This window comes from Pseudomonas sp. 05N36 (assembly GCF_056397385.1).
Map to the genome: position 1 here is coordinate 40959 of NZ_JBFTNH010000025.1, position 19953 is coordinate 60911.

Below are 19953 nucleotides of genomic sequence, written 5' to 3' on the forward strand. Positions count from 1 at the left end.
ACCTGGCCTAGACTGACCTCAATCAGTTACGCGCCCCGCTTTGCTTTTAAGGCCTCTTGCATGTCCGATCCTCGTTATCAGGTCGACGTCAGCGTCGTCACCCACTATCTGGCAGAACAATCGCAACCCGAGCAGAACCGCTTTGCCTTTGCCTACACCATTACCGTACGGAACAATGGCCTAGTACCGGCCAGGTTGCTCTCGCGGCACTGGGTGATTACCGATGGCGACGGCCATGTCGAAGAGGTTCGCGGCGCAGGCGTGGTGGGTCAGCAGCCGCTGATCGGCGTCGGCCAGAGCCACACCTACAGCAGCGGCACCGTGATGACTACCCGCGTTGGTAACATGCAGGGGACTTATCAAATGCTCGCTGAAGACGGTAAACACTTCGACGCTGTCATCGCGCCATTCCGCCTGGCGGTGCCCGGAGCCCTGCACTGATGGCGACGTACGCCGTCGGCGACCTGCAAGGCTGCCTTGAGCCCCTGCAATGCCTGCTCAAGCGGGTGGCCTTCGATCCTGCAAAGGATCATCTGTGGCTGGTCGGCGACCTGGTCAACCGCGGCCCGCAATCGCTGGAAACCCTGCGCTTTCTCTATAGCATCCGCGAATCGCTGGTGTGCGTACTGGGCAACCATGACCTGCACTTGCTGGCTGCCGGCTACAACATCGAACACTTGCGCAAAGCCGACACCCTGCGTGAAATCCTCGAAGCCCCGGATCGCGAAGACCTGCTTGAGTGGCTGCGCCAGCAAAAGCTCATGCACTACGACGAACAACGCGATATTGCCTTGGTCCATGCCGGTATACCGCCGCAGTGGTCCCTGCGCAAAGCCTTGAAGTGCGCCGCCGAAGTCGAAGAAGCATTGCGTGACGACAACCGTATCGCGCCCTACCTCGATGGCATGTATGGGAACGAACCGCTTAAGTGGGACGGCGACCTTAAAGGTGCAGCCCGCCTCCGCGTGATCACCAACTACTTCACCCGCATGCGTTTTTGCACCAGCGACGGCAAGCTTGATCTCAAGAGCAAGGAAGGCTTGGAGACCGCGCTACCGGGTTACGCCCCCTGGTATGCACACCAGCAACGCAAGACCCGCGGCCAGAAAATCATTTTCGGCCACTGGGCAGCGCTCCAAGGTAAATGTAATGAACCCGGCATCTTCGCCCTGGACACCGGCTGCGTCTGGGGTGGCTCGATGACCCTGATGAACGTCGACACCGGCGAGCGCCTGCATTGCAAATGCGATGCCCAGGGCAACACCCAGCCGTATATCCCCCCAACGACCCCCGAACTATTGTCGGCCAGCGCCAAGCGCTAGGCTGCGCTTTCCGTCAGGCCACAGGAGCCCGCCATGAGCGAATTCAAACGCATCCCCCCAGAACAGGCCCAAGTACTGCGCGAACAAGGCGCGGTGGTGGTCGATGTCCGCGATCCGGCAACTTTTGCCGCACTGCACATCAGCGGATCGAAGCATCTGGACAATCATTCCCTGCACGCATTCATCACCGCAGCCGACCTCGACGCACCGACCGTAGTGGTTTGCTATCACGGCAATTCCAGCCAGGGCGCCGCGGCATATCTGGTCAGCCAAGGCTTTTCCGACGTCTACAGCATGGACGGCGGATTCGAGTTGTGGCGTACGATTTATCCCTCGGAAACAGCGCAAGGCACTGCCGAATAATTTTTTTTTACACGCTCCAGCCCACGCCCGCCGTGGGCTGACGAACGGTAGCCATAACAAAACTACGCATTGCCCCCTTTACCTTGCGGATTCCGAACTATCCTTAGCCTCAGGCCATCCAAAACAGGGGAGAGCCGGTACACCGGCGCACGGATCATCGGGAGTAGCTTTCAGGGTTGATAGCTTTGAAGGTGTTCAGGGGGGTAAAAGGCAACTGCACTTTCAGTTGCTTGCCAGCATCCACTGATTGATCCGACGTCGGCTCCAGGTATCGAGCGAGGTGACGTCATGAGTATCTTTAGCCACTTCCAACAACGCTTCGAGTCCACACGGCAGGAAGAGCTCACTCTGCAGGAGTATCTCGAACTGTGCAAAAAGGACCGCAGCGCTTACGCGTCCGCCGCTGAGCGACTATTGTTGGCCATCGGTGAACCGGAGCTGCTCGACACCTCGACCAATTCGAGACTGTCGCGCATCTTTTCCAACAAGGTGATCCGTCGGTATCCGGCCTTTGAAGACTTCCACGGGATGGAAGAATGCATCGACCAGATCGTCTCCTACTTCCGCCATGCAGCTCAGGGCCTGGAAGAGAAGAAACAGATCCTCTACCTGCTCGGCCCCGTCGGTGGCGGTAAGTCATCCCTGGCCGAGAAGCTGAAACAGCTGATCGAAAAAGTGCCCTTCTATGCGATCAAGGGCTCTCCGGTGTTCGAGTCTCCGCTGGGGCTGTTCAACGCCACCGAAGATGGTGCAATCCTCGAAGAGGATTTCGGCATTCCGCGGCGCTACCTGAACACCATCATGTCGCCTTGGGCAACCAAGCGCCTGGCCGAATTCGGTGGCGATATCAGCCAGTTCCGGGTGGTCAAGCTCTACCCGTCGATCCTCAACCAGATCGCCGTGGCCAAGACCGAACCGGGTGACGAAAACAACCAGGACATCTCGGCACTGGTGGGCAAGGTCGATATCCGCAAGCTGGAAGAATTCCCGCAGAACGACGCCGACGCCTACAGCTACTCGGGTGCACTTTGCCGCTCGAACCAGGGCCTGATGGAATTCGTCGAAATGTTCAAGGCGCCGATCAAGGTGCTGCACCCATTGCTGACCGCCACCCAGGAAGGCAACTACAACAGTACCGAAGGCCTGGGCGCGATTCCGTTCACCGGGATCCTGCTGGCGCACTCCAACGAATCGGAGTGGCACACCTTCCGCAACAACAAGAACAACGAAGCCTTCATCGACCGGATCTACATCGTCAAAGTGCCGTATTGCCTGCGGGTCAGTGACGAAGTGAAGATCTACGACAAGCTGCTGTTCAACAGCTCCCTGGCCAAGGCCCACTGCGCACCCGACACCCTGAAGATGCTCGCCCAGTTCACGGTGCTCTCGCGCCTCAAAGAGCCGGAAAACTCGAACATCTACTCGAAAATGCGCGTGTATGACGGTGAAAACCTCAAGGACACCGATCCGAAGGCCAAATCGATCCAGGAATACCGCGACAACGCGGGTGTCGACGAAGGCATGAACGGTCTTTCGACCCGGTTTGCCTTCAAGATCCTGTCGAAAGTCTTCAACTTCGACCCGCATGAAATCGCCGCCAACCCGGTGCATCTGCTCTATGTGCTGGAACAACAGATCGAACAGGAACAGTTCCAGGCAGAAACCCGCGAGCGTTATCTGCGCTTCCTGAAAGAGTACCTGGCGCCGCGCTATATCGAGTTCATCGGCAAGGAAATCCAGACCGCCTACCTGGAGTCCTACAGCGAATACGGGCAAAACATCTTCGACCGCTATGTGCTCTACGCGGACTTCTGGATTCAGGATCAGGAATACCGCGATCCGGAAACCGGCGAGATCCTCAACCGCGTAGCCCTCAACGAAGAGCTGGAGAAAATCGAGAAACCGGCGGGCATCAGCAATCCGAAGGATTTCCGCAACGAAATCGTCAACTTCGTCCTGCGTGCCCGGGCCAACAACAACGGCAAGAATCCGACCTGGCTCAGCTACGAGAAGCTGCGGGTGGTCATCGAGAAGAAAATGTTCTCGAACACCGAGGATCTGCTGCCGGTCATCAGCTTCAACGCCAAGGCCAGCAAAGAGGATCAACAGAAACACAACGACTTCGTTACACGTATGGTCGAGCGCGGCTACACCGACAAACAGGTACGACTGCTCTCCGAGTGGTACCTGCGGGTCAGGAAATCGCAGTAACACGCTGCCGGTCAGACCGGTTGTCGTTAGCCCGGGCCTGCGTAATAAATTTCTGTTACACAGGTTTCAGGAAGGTGTTTGGAAATCGGCAGCGAAGTCCAGGCAACGCGCAGGTGGTACGGGAGGCGCAAGATCGCGCCTCCTGCCCCGCGCCCATTACCGCCAGACTTGCTCGCGATTTCTCAAGACAGCTTCTAAGGAGCAGTCATGAGCTATGTGATCGACCGACGTCTCAATGGCAAAAACAAGAGCACGGTAAACCGTCAGCGGTTTCTGCGGCGTTACCGTGATCACATCAAGAAGGCTGTCGAAGAGGCGGTTAGCCGGCGTTCCATTACCGATATGGAACACGGTGAGCAAATCAGCATTCCTGGTCGCGATATCGACGAGCCAGTGCTTCACCATGGTCGCGGTGGCAAGCAGACCATCGTGCATCCCGGCAACAAGGAGTTCACCAGCGGTGAGCATATTGCTCGTCCGCCGGGAGGTGGCGGCGGCAGAGGCCCCGGCAAGGCCGGCAACTCCGGCGAGGGCATGGACGAGTTTGTGTTCCAGATCACCCAGGAAGAATTTCTCGAATTCATGTTCGAGGACCTGGAGCTGCCAAACCTGGTCAAACGCAACCTGAGCGGCACCGACACCTTCAAGACCGTGCGCGCCGGTATCAGCAACGAAGGCAACCCTTCACGGATCAACATCATCCGCACCCTGCGCTCGGCCCATGCACGGCGCATTGCGCTGTCAGGCAGCAGCCGGGAGAAACTGCGGGTAGCAAAAGAGGAACTGGCGCGACTTAAACAGGAAGAACCGGACAACTTCGGCGATATTCAGGAAATCGAGGCAGAAATCGAGCGTTTGAGCGCGCGCATCAATCGCGTGCCATTTCTCGACACCTTCGACCTCAAGTACAACCTGCTGATCAAGCAGCCCAACCCCAGCTCCAAGGCGGTAATGTTCTGCCTGATGGACGTTTCCGGCTCCATGACCCAGGCCACCAAGGACATCGCCAAACGGTTCTTCATCCTGCTGTACCTGTTCCTCAAGCGTAACTACGAGAAAATCGATGTGGTGTTCATCCGCCACCACACCAGCGCCCGGGAAGTTGATGAGGAAGAGTTCTTCTACTCTCGCGAAACCGGCGGCACCATCGTTTCCAGCGCCCTGAAACTGATGCAGGAGATCATGGCTGAGCGTTATCCAAGCAACGACTGGAACATTTACGCGGCGCAGGCTTCCGACGGTGATAACTGGAACGATGACTCGCCGATCTGCCGCGACATCCTGATCAACCAGATCATGCCATTCGTGCAGTACTACACTTATGTGGAGATTACCCCCCGCGAACACCAGGCCCTGTGGTACGAATACGAGCGTATCAGCGAAGCCTTTTCCGACACGTTTGCCCAGCAACAACTGGTCTCGGCCGGGGATATCTATCCGGTTTTCCGTGAACTCTTCCAGCGCAGGTTAGTGACATGACCGCCAAAGAGCAGAAGCGCCAACCCATATCTACAGGCTCCGAATGGACGTTCGAGCTGATCCAGGCCTACGACCGGGAAATCAGTCGTCTTGCGGCCCGCTACGCGCTCGATACCTACCCAAACCAGATCGAAGTGATTACTGCCGAGCAGATGATGGATGCCTACGCCTCTGTCGGCATGCCGCTGGGCTATCACCACTGGTCCTATGGCAAACACTTCCTCAGTACCGAGAAGTCCTACAGTCGCGGCCAGATGGGGCTGGCCTACGAGATCGTGATCAACTCGGACCCGTGCATCGCCTACCTGATGGAAGAAAACACCATCTGCATGCAGGCGTTGGTAGTGGCCCATGCCTGCTACGGCCACAACAGCTTTTTCAAGGGTAATTACCTGTTCCGCACCTGGACTGATGCCAGTTCGATCATCGATTACCTGGTGTTTGCCAAGCAGTACATCATGCAATGCGAGGAACGCCACGGCATCGATGCCGTGGAAGACCTGCTGGACTCCTGTCATGCGCTGATGAACTACGGTGTCGATCGCTACAAACGTCCTTATCCGATTTCCGCGGAAGAAGAGCGACGCCGGCAAAAGGATCGTGAAGAACACCTGCAAAAGCAGATCAACGACCTGTGGCGCACCATTCCAAAAGGCGCAGACAAGTACAACGAGAAGGACAACGCACGCTTTCCGGCAGAACCGCAAGAGAACATCCTCTACTTCATCGAAAAGCACGCCCCGCTGCTGGAGCCATGGCAACGGGAAATCGTACGGATCGTGCGCAAGATCGCGCAGTACTTTTATCCGCAGCGTCAGACTCAGGTCATGAACGAGGGCTGGGCGACGTTCTGGCACTACACCCTGATGAACGACCTGTACGACGAGGGCCTGGTGACCGACGGCTTCATGATGGAGTTCCTGGCCTCCCACACCAGCGTAATCTTCCAGCCCGGGTTCGACAGCCCGTACTACAACGGGATCAATCCCTATACCCTGGGTTTTTCCATGTACCGCGACATTCGGCGCATGTGCGAATCCCCTACTGAAGAGGATTACCGCTGGTTCCCTGAAATCGCCGGGACCGACTGGCTGTCGAGCATCAAGTTCGCCATGAGCAGCTTCAAGGACGAAAGCTTCATCCTGCAGTACCTGTCACCCAAAGTGATTCGTGACCTGAAACTGTTCAGCATTCTCGATGACGACCAGAAGGACGACCTGCTGGTGCCAGCCATTCATGACGAAGAAGGCTATCGGACCATTCGTGAAACCCTGGCAGCGCAGTACAACCTGGGCAACCGCGAACCGAACATACAGATCTACAGCATCGACCGGCGCGGGGACCGCTCGCTGACACTGCGCCATCAACAACATGATCGCAAACCACTCGGAGACTCCACCGAGGAAGTGCTCAAGCACCTGCACCGCCTCTGGGGCTTCGATATTCACCTGGAAACCCTGCAAGGTGACCTGGTAATGAAAACCCATCATGTCCCGCCAAAAGGCGAGCATAGCGAGGGTGAATACGGTCGGATGGACCTCGCCGTCATTCATCTTTGATGTCAGCCGGACCTCCGAAAGTTCGACGCAAGGGTTATCCTGTCGGGCTAACGGAGGTTTTTTATGCAGATTTATAAAGTCGGCGGTGCGGTCCGTGATCGCCTGCTCGGCAAGCCTGTTACCGACATCGACTGGGTGGTGGTGGGCGCCAGCACCGAAGAAATGCTCGCCAAGGGCTATCGCCCGGTAGGCGCCGATTTTCCGGTATTCCTTCACCCCAAAAGCGGCGAGGAATACGCGCTTGCCCGCACCGAACGCAAAAGCGGACGCGGCTACGGCGGCTTCACCTTCCATGCCAGCCCGGAAGTCACCCTGGAAGAAGACCTGATTCGTCGCGATCTGACGATCAATGCCATGGCCGAAGACGATCACGGTCAATTGACCGATCCGTATCACGGCCAGCGCGACCTTGAAGCACGTCTGCTTCGCCACGTTTCCCCCGCGTTCGCCGAAGATCCTCTCCGAGTTCTGCGCGTTGCCCGTTTCGCCGCGCGTTATGCCGGGCTCGGGTTCACGGTAGCCCCGGAGACCCTGGAACTGATGCGCCAGCTCAGCGAGTCAGGCGAGCTTGAGGCCCTGACCGCAGAGCGCAGCTGGAAAGAAATTTCCCGCGCGCTGATGGAAGATCAGCCGCAAGTATTCATCCAGGTTTTGCGTGACTGTGGCGCCCTGAACGTCTTGATCCCCGAGATTGCAGCGCTGTTCGGCGTGCCACAACCCGAAGCCCACCACCCGGAAATCGACAGCGGCGTGCACACCCTGGCCGTTCTCGAGCAGGCTGCCCTGCACAAGCAGCCGCTGACCGTGCGCTGGGCCTGCCTGCTGCATGATCTGGGCAAAGGCCTGACACCTGAGAGCCAGTGGCCCCAACACATCGCTCACGAGCGCAAGGGCCTGAAGCTGATCAAAGCAGTCAACGAGCGCTTCAAGGCGCCGCGCGACTGCCAGGATCTGGCGTTGCTGGTGGGCGAATATCACACCCATGGTCATCGCGCACTGGAACTGAAGCCTTCGACATTGCTGGAGTTGCTGCAGAGTTTCGACGTTTACCGACGGCCGCAGCGCTTTGAAGAATTCATCAACGCCTGCGAAATGGACGCCCGCGGCCGCAAAGGCCTCGAGCAGAGAAGTTATCCACAAGCGGATTATTTGCGAGGCGCGGCGACCGCCGCACGCACCGTGGCGGTTCAGCCTTTGCTGGAACAGGGATTCAAAGGCCCGGAGCTGGGCGAGGCCTTGAAGCGCGAACGGCTCAAAGCGCTGAAGGCCTACAAGGAAACTGCCTCCTCCTGAGCATCATCGGATCGCCTTCGCGAGCAAGCTCCCACAGGCTTTGTGCTGACTCTTGCGGGAGCGAGCTTGCTCGCGAAGGCGTCAATCAGGTCACAGCAGATCCGAAGGGGTCAACTGCTCACCGCGCCACTCAAACGCCACAGGCGCCAGAACCTGATCAATCTGCGCCTCCGCCCACAGCGTCGCAAAACTTTTACCTACGCCGGGATGCACCCTGTCCGGCGCTATCAGCGACAACGGCCACAGCACAAAGGCATTTTTCAGGATTTCCGCTCGCGGCAGGATCAATCCGTCGAAATTACCCACCAGATCGCCATACAACAGCACGTCGATATCCAACGGCAAACCCTTGCGATCAGGGGCATAACGACCGTTGTCGGCCTCGATAAACTTCAACCGACGGTCCAGTTCCATCAACGGCAGATCGGTAAACGCCGACACCACGAAATTGAAAAAAGGCCCGCTCTTGATCCCCACCGGCTGACTTTCGAACACCGCCGAACAGCGTATATCCACCAGAAAACCGGCAAGTGCTTCCAGCCCAGCCTGCAAATGAGCTTCGCGCTCGACATTACTGCCGAGCCCAAGAAATACCTGAGTTAGCGACATCCGCGCTCGATCTCCACGCCCACGCCCGTTGCAGCCGGGATAGCCCCCGGCTTGGTCAGCTTGAGGCGCAGCCAGGTAATCTTGAATTCACTCATCAAGACTTCGGCCAGACGCTCGGCAAAGGTTTCAACCAGCTGGTACTGCGCCTGCTCGGCGAACGCCTGAATACGCGCTGTCACGCTGGCGTAGTCGAGCGCCAGGGCCAGGTCATCACCGGCCGCTGCCGGGCGATTGTCCCAGGCGAAATTCAGATCAAAGCGCAGACACTGACGGATGCCGCGCTCCCAGTCGTAGGCACCGATCACCGTGTCGACTTCCAGGCCCTCGATAAACACTCTGTCCAAGCACTCTTCTCCGCAGCACGACAAGGGCGCAATGCGCCGTTAGAATCAGGGCGTCCTCGCCCGGAATAGTTAGCATGTTTTGGTTACTGGCGATCCTCGCCTACCTGCTTGGCTCTCTGTCCTTTGCCATTTTGCTCAGCCGCCTGACCGGTAACCCCGATCCGCGAATGAGTGGCTCGGGTAATGCCGGTGCCACCAACATGTTACGCCTGGCCGGCAAAAAACTCGCCGTCCTGACCTTGCTCGGCGACCTCTGCAAAGGCCTGCTACCCGTGTTGGTTGCAGGGCTTGCGGGTCTCTCGGTACAGCAACAGGCCTGGGTCGGCGTCTATGCCGTGATCGGCCATCTGTATCCGCTGTACTTCCGCTTTCGCGGCGGCAAAGGTGTTGCAACGGCTGCCGGCATGCTGCTGGGGCTTTACCCTCCGGCGGCGCTCCTGGCTATCGGCGCATGGCTACTGACCTTCTACCTCACACGCACCAGCTCGCTGGCCGCCCTGATCGCTACGCCCCTGACCCTGCCACTGCTGGCCTGGCAGGAGCCGGGAGCATTGCTGCCCATGAGCGCGCTGACAGCACTGATCGTCTGGCGCCATCGCGGCAATCTACGCGACCTGTTTGCCGGGCGCGAACGGCATTTTTAAATACGTTCGCCGAGTACGCCCTGGCTCACCCGTCTTTACACAGGCGACAACTGCTCCATCGGCCAACGCGCCTGCACGCTGATCGCCAGACTTTCCTGCTGACCGGCCTGTAACCGCTGACACCCGGCAAAAGCGATCATCGCGCCGTTATCGGTGCAGAACTCCGGGCGTGCGTAGTAAACGTCGCCCTTCATGTCGCCAAGCATCTTCTCCAGGGAAACGCGCAAAGCCTTGTTCGCACTGACGCCGCCAGCGATCACCAGACGCTTGAGACCGGCCTGTTTCAGGGCACGCTTGCACTTGATGGTCAGAGTCTCCACCACCGCCTGCTGGAAGGCCAGCGAGATGTCGCTGCGTGTTTGCTCGCCGTCGTCCCCAGCGCTGACGCACTGCTGCCACGTGTTCAAGGCAAAGGTTTTCAAGCCGCTGAAACTGAAATCCAGACCTGGCCGATCGCACATCGGACGTGGAAATACGAAGCGTCCGGCAACGCCTTGCGCGGCCAATCGCGCGATTTCCGGACCGCCAGGGTAATTGAGGCCCATCATTTTCGCGGTCTTGTCGAACGCCTCGCCGGCAGCGTCATCCAGCGTCTCGCCCAACAACTCGTATTGACCGATGCCATCGACCCGAACCAGCTGGGTATGACCACCGGACACCAACAAAGCGACGAACGGAAACTCGGGAGGTTGCGGCTCCAGCATCGGCGCCAGCAAGTGACCTTCCATGTGGTGCACGCCCAAGGCTGGAATACCCCAGGCAAACGCCAGCGCCTGAGCGCAGGACGCTCCCACCAGCAAGGCGCCGACCAGGCCAGGACCCGCGGTGTAGGCGATGGCATCGATCTCGGTCGGCACGCAGTCGGCTTCAGCCAACACCTGACGAATCAAGGGCAGCATACGTTTGACGTGATCACGCGAAGCCAGCTCCGGCACCACGCCACCATAGGCGCGATGAAGGTCGATCTGGCTGAACAGTGCATCGGCCAGCAGGCCTTTTTCACTGTCGTAAAGTGCGACGCCGGTTTCGTCGCAGGAGGTTTCTAATCCCAGTACTAGCATGGGTTTGCGCCTTGTTTAGGCTAAATTCGAAGGCGCGCATAATAGTCGCCACGTGATGCCCCGACCAGCGGTTTTCGATCAGAGGCTTTGCATTCCGAGCGATGAGGGGTTAACATCCGCAACCCTTAAAAACCGACGTCTTCAAGTGCACTTTTGCCGCGAGGATGTTGACCCCGGTAATGAATGAAGGTAGCTCTGGATGCCAGCCGTCAAAGTTAAAGAGAACGAACCCTTCGACGTAGCTCTGCGTCGTTTCAAGCGCTCCTGCGAAAAAGCCGGTGTTCTGGCTGAAGTTCGTAGCCGCGAATTTTACGAGAAGCCGACTTCTGAGCGTAAGCGTAAAGCAGCAGCCGCTGTTAAGCGTCACGCCAAGAAAGTTCAGCGCGAACAGCGCCGCGCCGTTCGTCTGTACTAATACACAGACGTTCGTAGCAAGCTTCTGCCAAGCCCGGCCCTCAGCCGGGCTTATGGCATTTGCGGATATCGCTTGATGCTTCACTGTCAAAGCCGCAGACGCGACCGAGACAAACCTGCTTCACACGTCAGACCTGGCTCTTTTGCCAGCGGTGCACGTCTCTTCTGACGAGCCTTCCAAGGCTACTGACGAGCACAACCTTTTACTGACTCCTCTCACGACGATCAGCCCAAGGCACGATTTTGCGTGCCCACTTATGAGCTATCCGAGGCCTCCCTTTGGCCAATGCGGACTCAGCGCAACACTTTCAAACAGTCGAATACCGATGAGCACTAACGTCAACGGATTTTCGGCAGATACACTTCCCGACAGCGAATACGCAGACGATACCTGGTCGAGCCGCACATTCTCCGCGCCTCAACATAATGACCAGCATCAGGCCGCCTTTCGCGCGGGTCAGATTTTCAGCGCAGTGATGACGAGAACGCCATGGCCGGGCTAATTCCCCAGAGCTTTATTGACGACCTTCTGAACCGCACCGACATCGTCGATGTGGTCAGCTCGCGCCTGCAAATGAAAAAAGCCGGCAAGAACTACACCGCCTGCTGCCCGTTTCACAAAGAAAAAACCCCCTCCTTCAGTGTCAGCCCGGACAAACAGTTCTACTACTGCTTTGGCTGCGGCGCTGGTGGCAATGCCCTCGGCTTCATCATGGACCACGACAACCTGGATTTTCCCCAGGCTGTCGAAGAACTGGCCAAAGCCGTCGGCATGGAAATACCCCGCGAGGAAAGCGGTCGCCCGCATAAACCGCGACAACCGACCGACTCGCCACTCTACCCACTGCTGACCGCCGCTGCTGATTTCTACCGCCAGGCACTGAAAAGCCATCCGGCGCGAAAAGCAGCTGTCGACTACTTGAAGGGCCGCGGCCTGACCGGCGAGATCGCCCGCGATTTCGGCCTCGGCTTCGCACCTCCAGGCTGGGACAACCTGTTCAAGCATCTGAGCAGCGACACCCTGCAACAAAAAGCCATGATCGACGCCGGCCTGCTGATCGAGAACGCCGAAACCGGCAAACGCTATGATCGCTTTCGCGACCGCGTGATGTTCCCGATTCGCGACAGCCGCGGGCGGATCATCGCGTTTGGCGGCCGGGTACTGGGCGATGACAAACCGAAATACCTGAACTCACCGGAAACCCCGGTATTTCATAAAGGCCAGGAACTCTACGGCCTGTATGAAGCACGTAAGAACAACCGCAATCTCGACGAAATCATCGTCGTCGAAGGCTACATGGACGTCATCGCCCTGGCCCAGCAAGGCTTGCGCAATGCCGTTGCCACGCTCGGCACCGCCACCAGCGAAGAACACTTGAAGCGGCTGTTTCGCGTGGTGCCCAACGTGCTGTTCTGCTTCGACGGCGACCAGGCTGGCCGCAATGCCGCGTGGCGCGCCCTGGAGTCAACGCTTTCGAGCCTGCAAGACGGACGGCGTGCGCGCTTCCTGTTCCTGCCCGAAGGCGAAGACCCGGACACGCTGATCCGCTCCGAAGGCACTGACGCCTTTCGCGCGCGCATCAATCAACACGCCCAGCCATTGGCCGACTATTTCTTTCAGCAACTGACCGAGGAGTCCGATCCGCGCTCGCTCGAAGGCAAGGCCCACATGGCCACCCTTGCCGCGCCGCTGATCGACAAAGTGCCGGGGGCCAACCTGCGCACCCTGATGCGCCAGCGCCTGACCGAAATTACCGGCCTGAACAGCGAAGCCGTCAGCCAACTGGTGCACAGCGCACCACAGGATGCTCCTCCCGCCTACGACCCTGGCATCGATTACGACGCCATGCCGGATTATTCCGACTACCACCAACCGCAAGAGGCCTACATACCTCAACAGGAGTGGACGCCGAAAAAACCGGGCAGCGGCGGCAAGAAGTGGGATAACAAACCCTGGGACAAGAAAGGCAAACGCGATGAGCGCAGCCCTCCCCGCATTCCGATTGCTGTCGAGGCCCCCACCTTGATTGCGTTGCGCACGCTAATTCATCACCCGCAACTGGCCGGTAAAGTTGAAACCGCCGACCACTTCGCAAATGAAAGCAACACTTATGCGCAACTGCTAATAGCCCTGATCGAGGCTGTGCAAAAAAATCCTAAGCTAAACTCTATCCAGCTAATGGCCCGCTGGCATGGAACCGAGCAAGGACGCCTGCTTAAAGCACTCGCAGAAAAGGAGTGGCTAATTGAAGGCGACAACCTTGAACAACAGTTTTTAGACACCATTACTAGGTTATCAGCCGGTCAGCACACGCAGACCCTCGACGACCTTATCAAGAAAGCACGGCAGCCAGGATTGACTGCCGAGGAAGCGCATCAAATAGCAAATCAGATGCGCGACCTACTAAAACGGAATGTTTCCACATCAAACCCGACCTCAAGTGGCGCGTGAGGTCATAGCTAAGGTATAATCCTCGGCTTGTTTTTTGCCCGCCAAGACCTTCAGTGGATAGGGTGTTATGTCCGGAAAAGCGCAACAGCAGTCTCGTATCAAAGAGTTGATCACCCTTGGTCGTGAGCAGGGTTACCTGACTTACGCGGAGGTCAACGACCACCTGCCGGAGGATATTTCAGATCCGGAACAGGTGGAAGACATCATCCGCATGATCAATGACATGGGGATCAACGTATTCGAGGTTGCGCCAGATAAGGATTCCCTTATGCTGGCCGACGCCGATACCGACGAAGCAGCCGCAGAAGAAGCGGCGGCAGCGTTGGCAGCGGTTGAGACCGACATTGGTCGCACTACCGACCCGGTGCGCATGTACATGCGCGAAATGGGTACCGTAGAGCTCCTCACACGTGAAGGCGAAATCGAAATCGCCAAACGTATTGAAGAGGGCATCCGTGAAGTGATGGGCGCAATTGCGCACTTCCCTGGCACGGTTGACCACATTCTCTCCGAATACACTCGCGTCACCACCGAAGGTGGCCGCCTGTCCGACGTCCTGAGCGGTTATATCGACCCGGACGACGGCATTGCGCCACCTGCTGCAGAAGTGCCGCCGCCTGTCGACCCGAAAGCCGTGAAAGCGGATGACGACACCGATGACGACGACGCTGAAGCCAGTGACGACGAAGAAGAAGCCGAAAGCGGTCCGGATCCGGTCATCGCTGCGCAGCGTTTTGGCGCAGTGGCCGATCAAGCGGAAATCACCCGCAAGGCGCTGAAAAAGTACGGTCGTGAAAACAAGCAGGCCATTGCCGAGATGTTGGCACTGGCTGAGCTGTTCATGCCGATCAAACTGGTTCCGAAGCAATTCGAAGGCCTGGTTGAGCGTGTACGTAGCGCCCTGGATCGTCTGCGTCAGCAAGAGCGCGCGATCATGCAGCTTTGCGTTCGTGATGCACGCATGCCGCGTGCCGACTTCCTGCGCCAGTTCCCGGGCAACGAAGTTGACGAAAGCTGGACCGAAGCGCTGGCCAAAGGCAAAAGCAAATACGCTGAAGCCATTGGTCGCCTGCAAGCCGACATCGTTCGCTGCCAGCAGAAGCTGACCGCACTTGAAGCCGAAACCGGCTTGAAGATTGCCGAGATCAAGGACATCAACCGTCGCATGTCGATCGGTGAGGCCAAGGCCCGCCGCGCGAAGAAAGAGATGGTCGAAGCCAACTTGCGTCTGGTGATCTCCATCGCCAAGAAGTACACCAACCGTGGCCTGCAATTCCTCGATCTGATCCAGGAAGGCAACATCGGTTTGATGAAAGCGGTAGACAAGTTCGAATACCGCCGCGGCTACAAATTCTCGACTTATGCCACCTGGTGGATCCGTCAGGCGATCACTCGCTCGATCGCCGACCAGGCCCGCACCATCCGTATTCCGGTGCACATGATCGAGACGATCAACAAGCTCAACCGCATTTCCCGCCAGATGTTGCAGGAAATGGGTCGCGAACCGACCCCGGAAGAGCTGGGTGAACGCATGGAAATGCCTGAGGACAAGATCCGCAAGGTATTGAAGATCGCTAAAGAGCCGATCTCCATGGAAACCCCGATCGGTGATGACGAAGACTCCCATCTGGGTGACTTCATCGAAGACTCGACCATGCAGTCGCCAATCGATGTTGCTACCGTTGAGAGCCTTAAAGAAGCGACTCGCGAAGTTCTCTCCGGCCTCACTGCCCGTGAAGCCAAGGTTCTGCGCATGCGCTTCGGTATCGACATGAATACCGACCACACCCTCGAGGAGGTTGGTAAGCAGTTCGACGTTACCCGTGAGCGGATTCGTCAGATCGAAGCCAAGGCGCTGCGCAAGCTGCGCCACCCGACGAGAAGCGAGCATTTGCGCTCCTTCCTCGACGAGTGATCACAAAACCCCCGGCCCTGCCGGGGGTTTTGCTTTCTATAGATTAAATCCCCTTCCCTTCGCTCCCTCCGCATAGCCCGTCTACACTCGAAACATTCCCCCCAAGCCATAACGAGACCGTTATGCCCAGACTGCCGGCCGTGCTTTTGCTATTGCTGATGACCTGGACCGCAACGGCTGGCGCGCTGACACTGACCGACGAAGAACGTGTCTGGCTTGCGGCTCACCCGGAACTGCGCCTGGGTGTCGACGCTTCCTGGCCACCATTTGAATTTCGCGATGAACAAGGTCGCTATCAAGGCCTTGCCGCTGACTACATCAACATCGTGCGTGAGCGCCTGGCAATCAAAGTCACACCCATTGAGCCTGTGAGCTGGACCGAAGTCCTGGAACAGGCCAAACAGGGCAAGCTGGACCTCTTGCCCGGCGTCATGTCGACGCCCGAACGGCAGAGTTACCTCGCGTTCACGCGGCCCTACCTGGACTTTCCGATCGTCATCCTGGCCCATGTGAAAGGCGCACAGCCGCACAAACTGGAAGACCTTTACGGCCTGAAAGTCGCCGTCGTGGAAAACTACGCCCCCCATGAACTGCTGCGCACCCACCATCCCGATCTCAATCTGGTCCCCATGCCCAATGTCAGCTCGACGTTGCAGGCACTGGCCACCGACGAGGTCGACGCGGTAGTCGGCGATCTGGCCTCAAGCGTCTGGAGCCTTCGCCAACTCAAACTCGATGGGCTCTACGTCAGCGGCGAAACGCCGTATCGCTACCAATTGGCAATGGGCGTACCGCGAGACGACAAAATGCTGGTCGGCATTCTGGATAAAGTACTGGCGGACATGAGCCCCGGTGAAATCAGCGCCATCCAGGAGCATTGGGTCGGTAATGTCCTCGACCACCGCACCTTCTGGTCCGACCTGCTGATGTACGGCTTGCCCGGCGTACTGCTGCTGGTGACCGTTCTGGCCGTGGTAATCCGCATCAATCGCCGCTTGAGCTCGGAAATTTCCCGTCGGGTAGCCCTGGAACAGGAGTTGCGCACCAGCGAATACCATTACCGCGGCCTGGTGGAGAGCCTTTCGGCAATAGCCTGGGAAGCGCGAATCAGCGATTTTACGTACAGCTACGTATCTCCCCATGCCGAAGGCCTGCTCGGCTACCCCCTGTCCCATTGGCTGATTCCGGGTTTCTGGCGCAACATCATCCATCCCGCCGACCTCACGCGCGCCCAGGCATTTTGTGATCACGAAGTACTTGCCGGACGCGATCACAGCCTCGATTACCGGGTGATCACTGCCGACGGACGCTGCCTCTGGGTACGCGACATCGTCAGCCTGATAGAGCACGGCCACGAGCCAATACTGCGCGGGCTGATGATCGACATCAGCGAAACCAAAAGAACCGAAGAAGCCTTGCGCCTCTCCGAGCAGAAGTTTGCCTCGGTGTTCCAGCAGTGCCCGGACATTCTGGTCATTGCACGCCTGTCCGACGGTTGCCTGCTGGAGGTCAACGAGGCGTTCGAAGAGCAAATCGGCCTCACTGCCGAAGAAGTGATCGGACGGACCGCCACCGAGCTGAACATCTGGGGCATCGCCGGTGTCGGCCCCGGGCTCTTGCAGCGCTTGCAAGCCGGCAGCATTCGCAATCTGGAGATGCCCTTTCGTCGCAGCAATGGCCAGGTGTTTACCGGCCTGATCTCCGCCGAACCCTTCCAGCTCGACACCACCCCCGCGCTGGTCGTGGTAGTGCGTGACATCAGCCAGCTCAAGGAAACCCAACAACAACTGCAAACCTCAGAAGAGAAATTTGCCAAAGCCTTCCATGCCTCGCCTGACGGCTTGTTGCTGTCACGCGTGAGCGACGGCCTGCTGATCGAGGTCAATGAAGGCTTCAGCCGCATCACCGGCTTCAACAGCGCAATGTCGCTGGACCGCTCGACCTTCGACCTCGGCATCTGGGTCAATCTGAATGAACGCAGGCAGATGCTCGACCTGTTGAAACGCGACGGCTTCGTGCGTGACTTCAGTTGCCATATACGCCGCAACGATGGGCAGATCCGCCTCTGCGAGATGTCCAGCCGGCCGCTGCCGATTGGCGATGACGATTGCATGCTGACCATCGCCCGGGACATCACCGAGCGGCATCTGATGCAGGAAAAACTGCAACAGGCCGCCACGGTATTCGAGAGCACCGCAGAAGGCGTATTGATCACTGACACCCAACAGCACATCAGCGCCGTCAACCGTGCGTTTACCGAGATCACCGGCTACAGCGAAACCGAAGCCCTGGGCCACACGCCAAGGCTGCTCGCCTCAGGCCTGCATGACAGCGCCTTTTACGCGGCGATGTGGCATCAACTGACCGCCGAAGGGCATTGGCAGGGCGAAATTTCCAACCGCCGCAAGAATGGCGAGCTGTACCCCAGCTGGCTGACCATCAGCGCGGTGCGCAATAAAGACCGCTTCATCACCCACTTCGTCGCGGTATTTGCCGATATCTCCAGTCTCAAGCACGCCCAGGCCAAACTCGATTATCAGGCCCACCACGACCCACTGACGGGGCTGCCGAACCGAACGCTGTTCGAAAGCCGGCTGCTGACCGCACTCAACAACCAGCAGGAAAACGGTGGCCAGGGCGCCGTACTGTTTCTGGACCTCGATCGCTTCAAGCACATCAACGACAGCCTGGGTCATCCGGTTGGCGACCTGTTGCTCAAAGGCATCGCGGTGCGGCTCAAAGAGCAACTTCGGGACATCGATACCGTGGCGCGGCTGGGCGGTGACGAATTCATCATCCTGCTGCCGGGCCTGCAACAAGCCAGCGACGCCGACCATATTGCCAACAAGCTGCTGAACTGCTTCACAGCGCCCTTCCAGGCCGGCGAGCATGAGTTCTTTATCAGTGCCAGCATTGGCACCAGCCTCTACCCCAAGGACGGCAGCGACGTCGCTACGCTGATCAAAAACGCCGATGCCGCGATGTACCGCTCCAAAGCCAAAGGTCGCAACAGGGTTGAAAGCTATACCCGCGACCTGACCGCACAGGCCAGTGAACGCGTGGCACTGGAGCATGAATTGCGCCGCGCTATCGAGCGCAATGAGCTGACGCTGTTCTATCAACCCAAAGTGAGCCTCAAACATCCGCGCCTGGTAGGCGCCGAAGCCCTGATCCGCTGGCGGCATCCAGCCTTCGGCGATGTGCCGCCCGAGCACTTCATCCCGCTGGCCGAAGAAAACGGCATGATCCTGCAAATCGGTGACTGGGTACTGGAACAGGCCTGCCTGCAGATGTACGAGTGGAACCAGCGCTATGAAAGTTTCGGCCCGCTGTCAGTCAACCTGGCCGGAGCGCAACTACGCCAGCCGAACCTGCTGGTCCGCATCGAACAATTGCTCAAGGACAACCGCCTCAAACCGGGCTTCCTGCAACTGGAAATCACCGAAAACTTCATCATGAGCCAGGCCGAAGAGGCACTTGAAGTCCTGCATCAGCTCAAACGCCTGGGCGTGCAGTTGGCCATCGACGACTTCGGCACCGGTTATTCTTCGCTGAGCTACCTCAAACGCTTGCCGCTGGATTTCCTGAAAATTGACCAGTCCTTTGTCCGCGGACTACCGGACGACCCACACGATGCCGCCATCGTCCGCGCAATTATTGCCCTGGGCCGCAGCATGCAATTCACGATCATTGCCGAAGGCGTTGAAACCCACGCGCAGCAGCAATTCCTGACTGCCGAGGGTTGCGAACAGATCCAGGGCTACATCGTCAGCCTGCCTTTACCCGCCGATGAATTCGCCGCAACCTTTCTTCGTATCGCAGTTTCAGACTTTTCGGATAGCACAGCCGAGAAACCGTCGCTATAATCCGCGGCCTACTGAGGGCCTATAGCTCAGTTGGTTAGAGCAGAGGACTCATAATCCTTTGGTCCACGGTTCAAGTCCGTGTGGGCCCACCAAACTCGAAAGCCGCGCATTGCGCGGCTTTTGTGCATCTGAGACATTCACTCTCGATGGATCATTTCCTTTCAATTCACTATCAGTGTCCACAAAACGCCCACAGAGACCGCTGGCCCTATCAGATACCGAGCGTGAATGGAGGGTATACCCACCCCTCAACATCCTCACCATCGATCTCCACAGATACATGACACCCGTTTGAGGTGCTATCTGCCGGGGAGTTGGCTTGCTGGCGATGAGACCCGTGCAGACGTCAAATTCCCCCGGGACCTCACATCAAAGACCGTTTGCATCCTAGTCACCGCGTGTAGAAAATCATCGTCTTTTT

The 19953-nt window shown here is 58.1% G+C and carries 15 protein-coding genes and 1 tRNA gene; 13 read left to right on the forward strand and 3 right to left on the reverse strand.

Going from position 1 to position 19953, the window contains the following annotated elements:
• Nucleotides 1-60 precede the first annotated feature (60 nt).
• The 7 genes from apaG to AC1DIH_RS25180 all read left to right on the forward strand — a co-directional run bounded on the left by apaG (nucleotide 61) and on the right by AC1DIH_RS25180 (nucleotide 8227).
• On the forward strand, nucleotides 61-441 hold the full coding sequence (apaG, locus tag AC1DIH_RS25150; RefSeq protein ID WP_477773684.1) for a Co2+/Mg2+ efflux protein ApaG: 381 nt from the start codon (nucleotides 61-63) through the stop codon (nucleotides 439-441).
• Nucleotides 441-1322 carry a symmetrical bis(5'-nucleosyl)-tetraphosphatase gene (locus tag AC1DIH_RS25155; protein WP_477773685.1) on the forward strand — a complete coding sequence of 294 codons (882 nt, stop codon included), beginning with the start codon at nucleotides 441-443 and terminating at the stop codon, nucleotides 1320-1322. The genes apaG and AC1DIH_RS25155 overlap by 1 nt, the downstream gene beginning before the upstream one ends.
• A gap of 33 nt (nucleotides 1323-1355) precedes the next feature.
• Entirely contained in the window at nucleotides 1356-1685 is a 330-nt protein-coding gene (gene glpE, locus AC1DIH_RS25160; RefSeq protein ID WP_477773686.1) for a thiosulfate sulfurtransferase GlpE, read from the forward strand.
• A gap of 288 nt (nucleotides 1686-1973) precedes the next feature.
• A complete protein-coding gene (locus tag AC1DIH_RS25165; RefSeq protein WP_019693927.1) occupies nucleotides 1974-3896 on the forward strand; it encodes a PrkA family serine protein kinase in 1923 nt (640 codons plus the stop codon).
• 207 nt (nucleotides 3897-4103) lie between these two features.
• The gene (locus AC1DIH_RS25170; RefSeq protein ID WP_054594316.1) at nucleotides 4104-5375 is read left to right on the forward strand and encodes a YeaH/YhbH family protein; all 1272 of its coding nucleotides are present in this window, start codon (nucleotides 4104-4106) and stop codon (nucleotides 5373-5375) included.
• On the forward strand, nucleotides 5372-6934 hold the full coding sequence (locus AC1DIH_RS25175) for a SpoVR family protein (RefSeq protein ID WP_477773687.1): 1563 nt from the start codon (nucleotides 5372-5374) through the stop codon (nucleotides 6932-6934). Before AC1DIH_RS25170 ends, AC1DIH_RS25175 begins: the two co-directional genes overlap by 4 nt.
• A 63-nt stretch (nucleotides 6935-6997) precedes the next feature.
• On the forward strand, nucleotides 6998-8227 hold the full coding sequence (locus tag AC1DIH_RS25180) for a multifunctional CCA addition/repair protein (RefSeq protein WP_477773688.1): 1230 nt from the start codon (nucleotides 6998-7000) through the stop codon (nucleotides 8225-8227).
• Nucleotides 8228-8317: 90 nt separating this feature from the next.
• Here the strand turns inward: AC1DIH_RS25180 and folK are convergent, their stop codons facing one another.
• Both folK and folB read right to left on the reverse strand, forming a co-directional pair.
• Nucleotides 8318-8836, reverse strand: coding sequence for a 2-amino-4-hydroxy-6-hydroxymethyldihydropteridine diphosphokinase (gene folK / locus AC1DIH_RS25185; RefSeq protein ID WP_477767330.1), 519 nt, complete (start codon nucleotides 8834-8836; stop codon nucleotides 8318-8320).
• Nucleotides 8827-9180 carry a dihydroneopterin aldolase gene (gene folB / locus AC1DIH_RS25190; protein ID WP_477773689.1) on the reverse strand — a complete coding sequence of 118 codons (354 nt, stop codon included), beginning with the start codon at nucleotides 9178-9180 and terminating at the stop codon, nucleotides 8827-8829. Before folB ends, folK begins: the two co-directional genes overlap by 10 nt.
• Nucleotides 9181-9254: 74 nt before the next feature.
• Between folB and plsY the strand changes: the two genes are divergently transcribed.
• Nucleotides 9255-9824, forward strand: coding sequence for a glycerol-3-phosphate 1-O-acyltransferase PlsY (gene plsY / locus AC1DIH_RS25195; protein ID WP_145014434.1), 570 nt, complete (start codon nucleotides 9255-9257; stop codon nucleotides 9822-9824).
• Nucleotides 9825-9859: 35 nt separating this feature from the next.
• Here the strand turns inward: plsY and tsaD are convergent, their stop codons facing one another.
• A complete protein-coding gene (tsaD, locus tag AC1DIH_RS25200) occupies nucleotides 9860-10885 on the reverse strand; it encodes a tRNA (adenosine(37)-N6)-threonylcarbamoyltransferase complex transferase subunit TsaD (protein WP_054594322.1) in 1026 nt (341 codons plus the stop codon).
• Nucleotides 10886-11084: 199 nt separating this feature from the next.
• On the opposite strand from tsaD, the gene rpsU reads away from it, so the two are divergent.
• The 5 genes from rpsU to AC1DIH_RS25225 all read left to right on the forward strand — a co-directional run bounded on the left by rpsU (nucleotide 11085) and on the right by AC1DIH_RS25225 (nucleotide 19624).
• Nucleotides 11085-11300, forward strand: coding sequence for a 30S ribosomal protein S21 (rpsU, locus tag AC1DIH_RS25205; protein WP_002551877.1), 216 nt, complete (start codon nucleotides 11085-11087; stop codon nucleotides 11298-11300).
• Nucleotides 11301-11789: 489 nt separating this feature from the next.
• A complete protein-coding gene (gene dnaG, locus AC1DIH_RS25210; protein ID WP_477773690.1) occupies nucleotides 11790-13751 on the forward strand; it encodes a DNA primase in 1962 nt (653 codons plus the stop codon).
• Nucleotides 13752-13818: 67 nt separating this feature from the next.
• The gene (gene rpoD, locus AC1DIH_RS25215; protein WP_429538946.1) at nucleotides 13819-15666 is read left to right on the forward strand and encodes an RNA polymerase sigma factor RpoD; all 1848 of its coding nucleotides are present in this window, start codon (nucleotides 13819-13821) and stop codon (nucleotides 15664-15666) included.
• A gap of 122 nt (nucleotides 15667-15788) precedes the next feature.
• Entirely contained in the window at nucleotides 15789-19532 is a 3744-nt protein-coding gene (locus tag AC1DIH_RS25220) for an EAL domain-containing protein (RefSeq protein ID WP_477773691.1), read from the forward strand.
• 15 nt (nucleotides 19533-19547) lie between these two features.
• A tRNA-Ile gene (locus AC1DIH_RS25225) sits at nucleotides 19548-19624 on the forward strand.
• The last annotated feature ends 329 nt before the right edge of the window (nucleotides 19625-19953 follow it).

Coding starts and splice junctions, on each gene's coding strand:
- dnaG (WP_477773690.1), top strand. CDS start 11,790: ATGGCCGGGCTAATTCCCCAGAGCTTTATTGACGACCTTCTGAACCGC.
- AC1DIH_RS25170 (WP_054594316.1), top strand. CDS start 4,104: ATGAGCTATGTGATCGACCGACGTCTCAATGGCAAAAACAAGAGCACG.
- folK (WP_477767330.1), bottom strand. CDS start 8,836: ATGTCGCTAACTCAGGTATTTCTTGGGCTCGGCAGTAATGTCGAGCGC.
- AC1DIH_RS25180 (WP_477773688.1), top strand. CDS start 6,998: ATGCAGATTTATAAAGTCGGCGGTGCGGTCCGTGATCGCCTGCTCGGC.
- plsY (WP_145014434.1), top strand. CDS start 9,255: ATGTTTTGGTTACTGGCGATCCTCGCCTACCTGCTTGGCTCTCTGTCC.
- AC1DIH_RS25175 (WP_477773687.1), top strand. CDS start 5,372: ATGACCGCCAAAGAGCAGAAGCGCCAACCCATATCTACAGGCTCCGAA.
- glpE (WP_477773686.1), top strand. CDS start 1,356: ATGAGCGAATTCAAACGCATCCCCCCAGAACAGGCCCAAGTACTGCGC.
- AC1DIH_RS25155 (WP_477773685.1), top strand. CDS start 441: ATGGCGACGTACGCCGTCGGCGACCTGCAAGGCTGCCTTGAGCCCCTG.
- AC1DIH_RS25220 (WP_477773691.1), top strand. CDS start 15,789: ATGCCCAGACTGCCGGCCGTGCTTTTGCTATTGCTGATGACCTGGACC.
- AC1DIH_RS25165 (WP_019693927.1), top strand. CDS start 1,974: ATGAGTATCTTTAGCCACTTCCAACAACGCTTCGAGTCCACACGGCAG.
- apaG (WP_477773684.1), top strand. CDS start 61: ATGTCCGATCCTCGTTATCAGGTCGACGTCAGCGTCGTCACCCACTAT.
- tsaD (WP_054594322.1), bottom strand. CDS start 10,885: ATGCTAGTACTGGGATTAGAAACCTCCTGCGACGAAACCGGCGTCGCA.
- rpsU (WP_002551877.1), top strand. CDS start 11,085: ATGCCAGCCGTCAAAGTTAAAGAGAACGAACCCTTCGACGTAGCTCTG.
- rpoD (WP_429538946.1), top strand. CDS start 13,819: ATGTCCGGAAAAGCGCAACAGCAGTCTCGTATCAAAGAGTTGATCACC.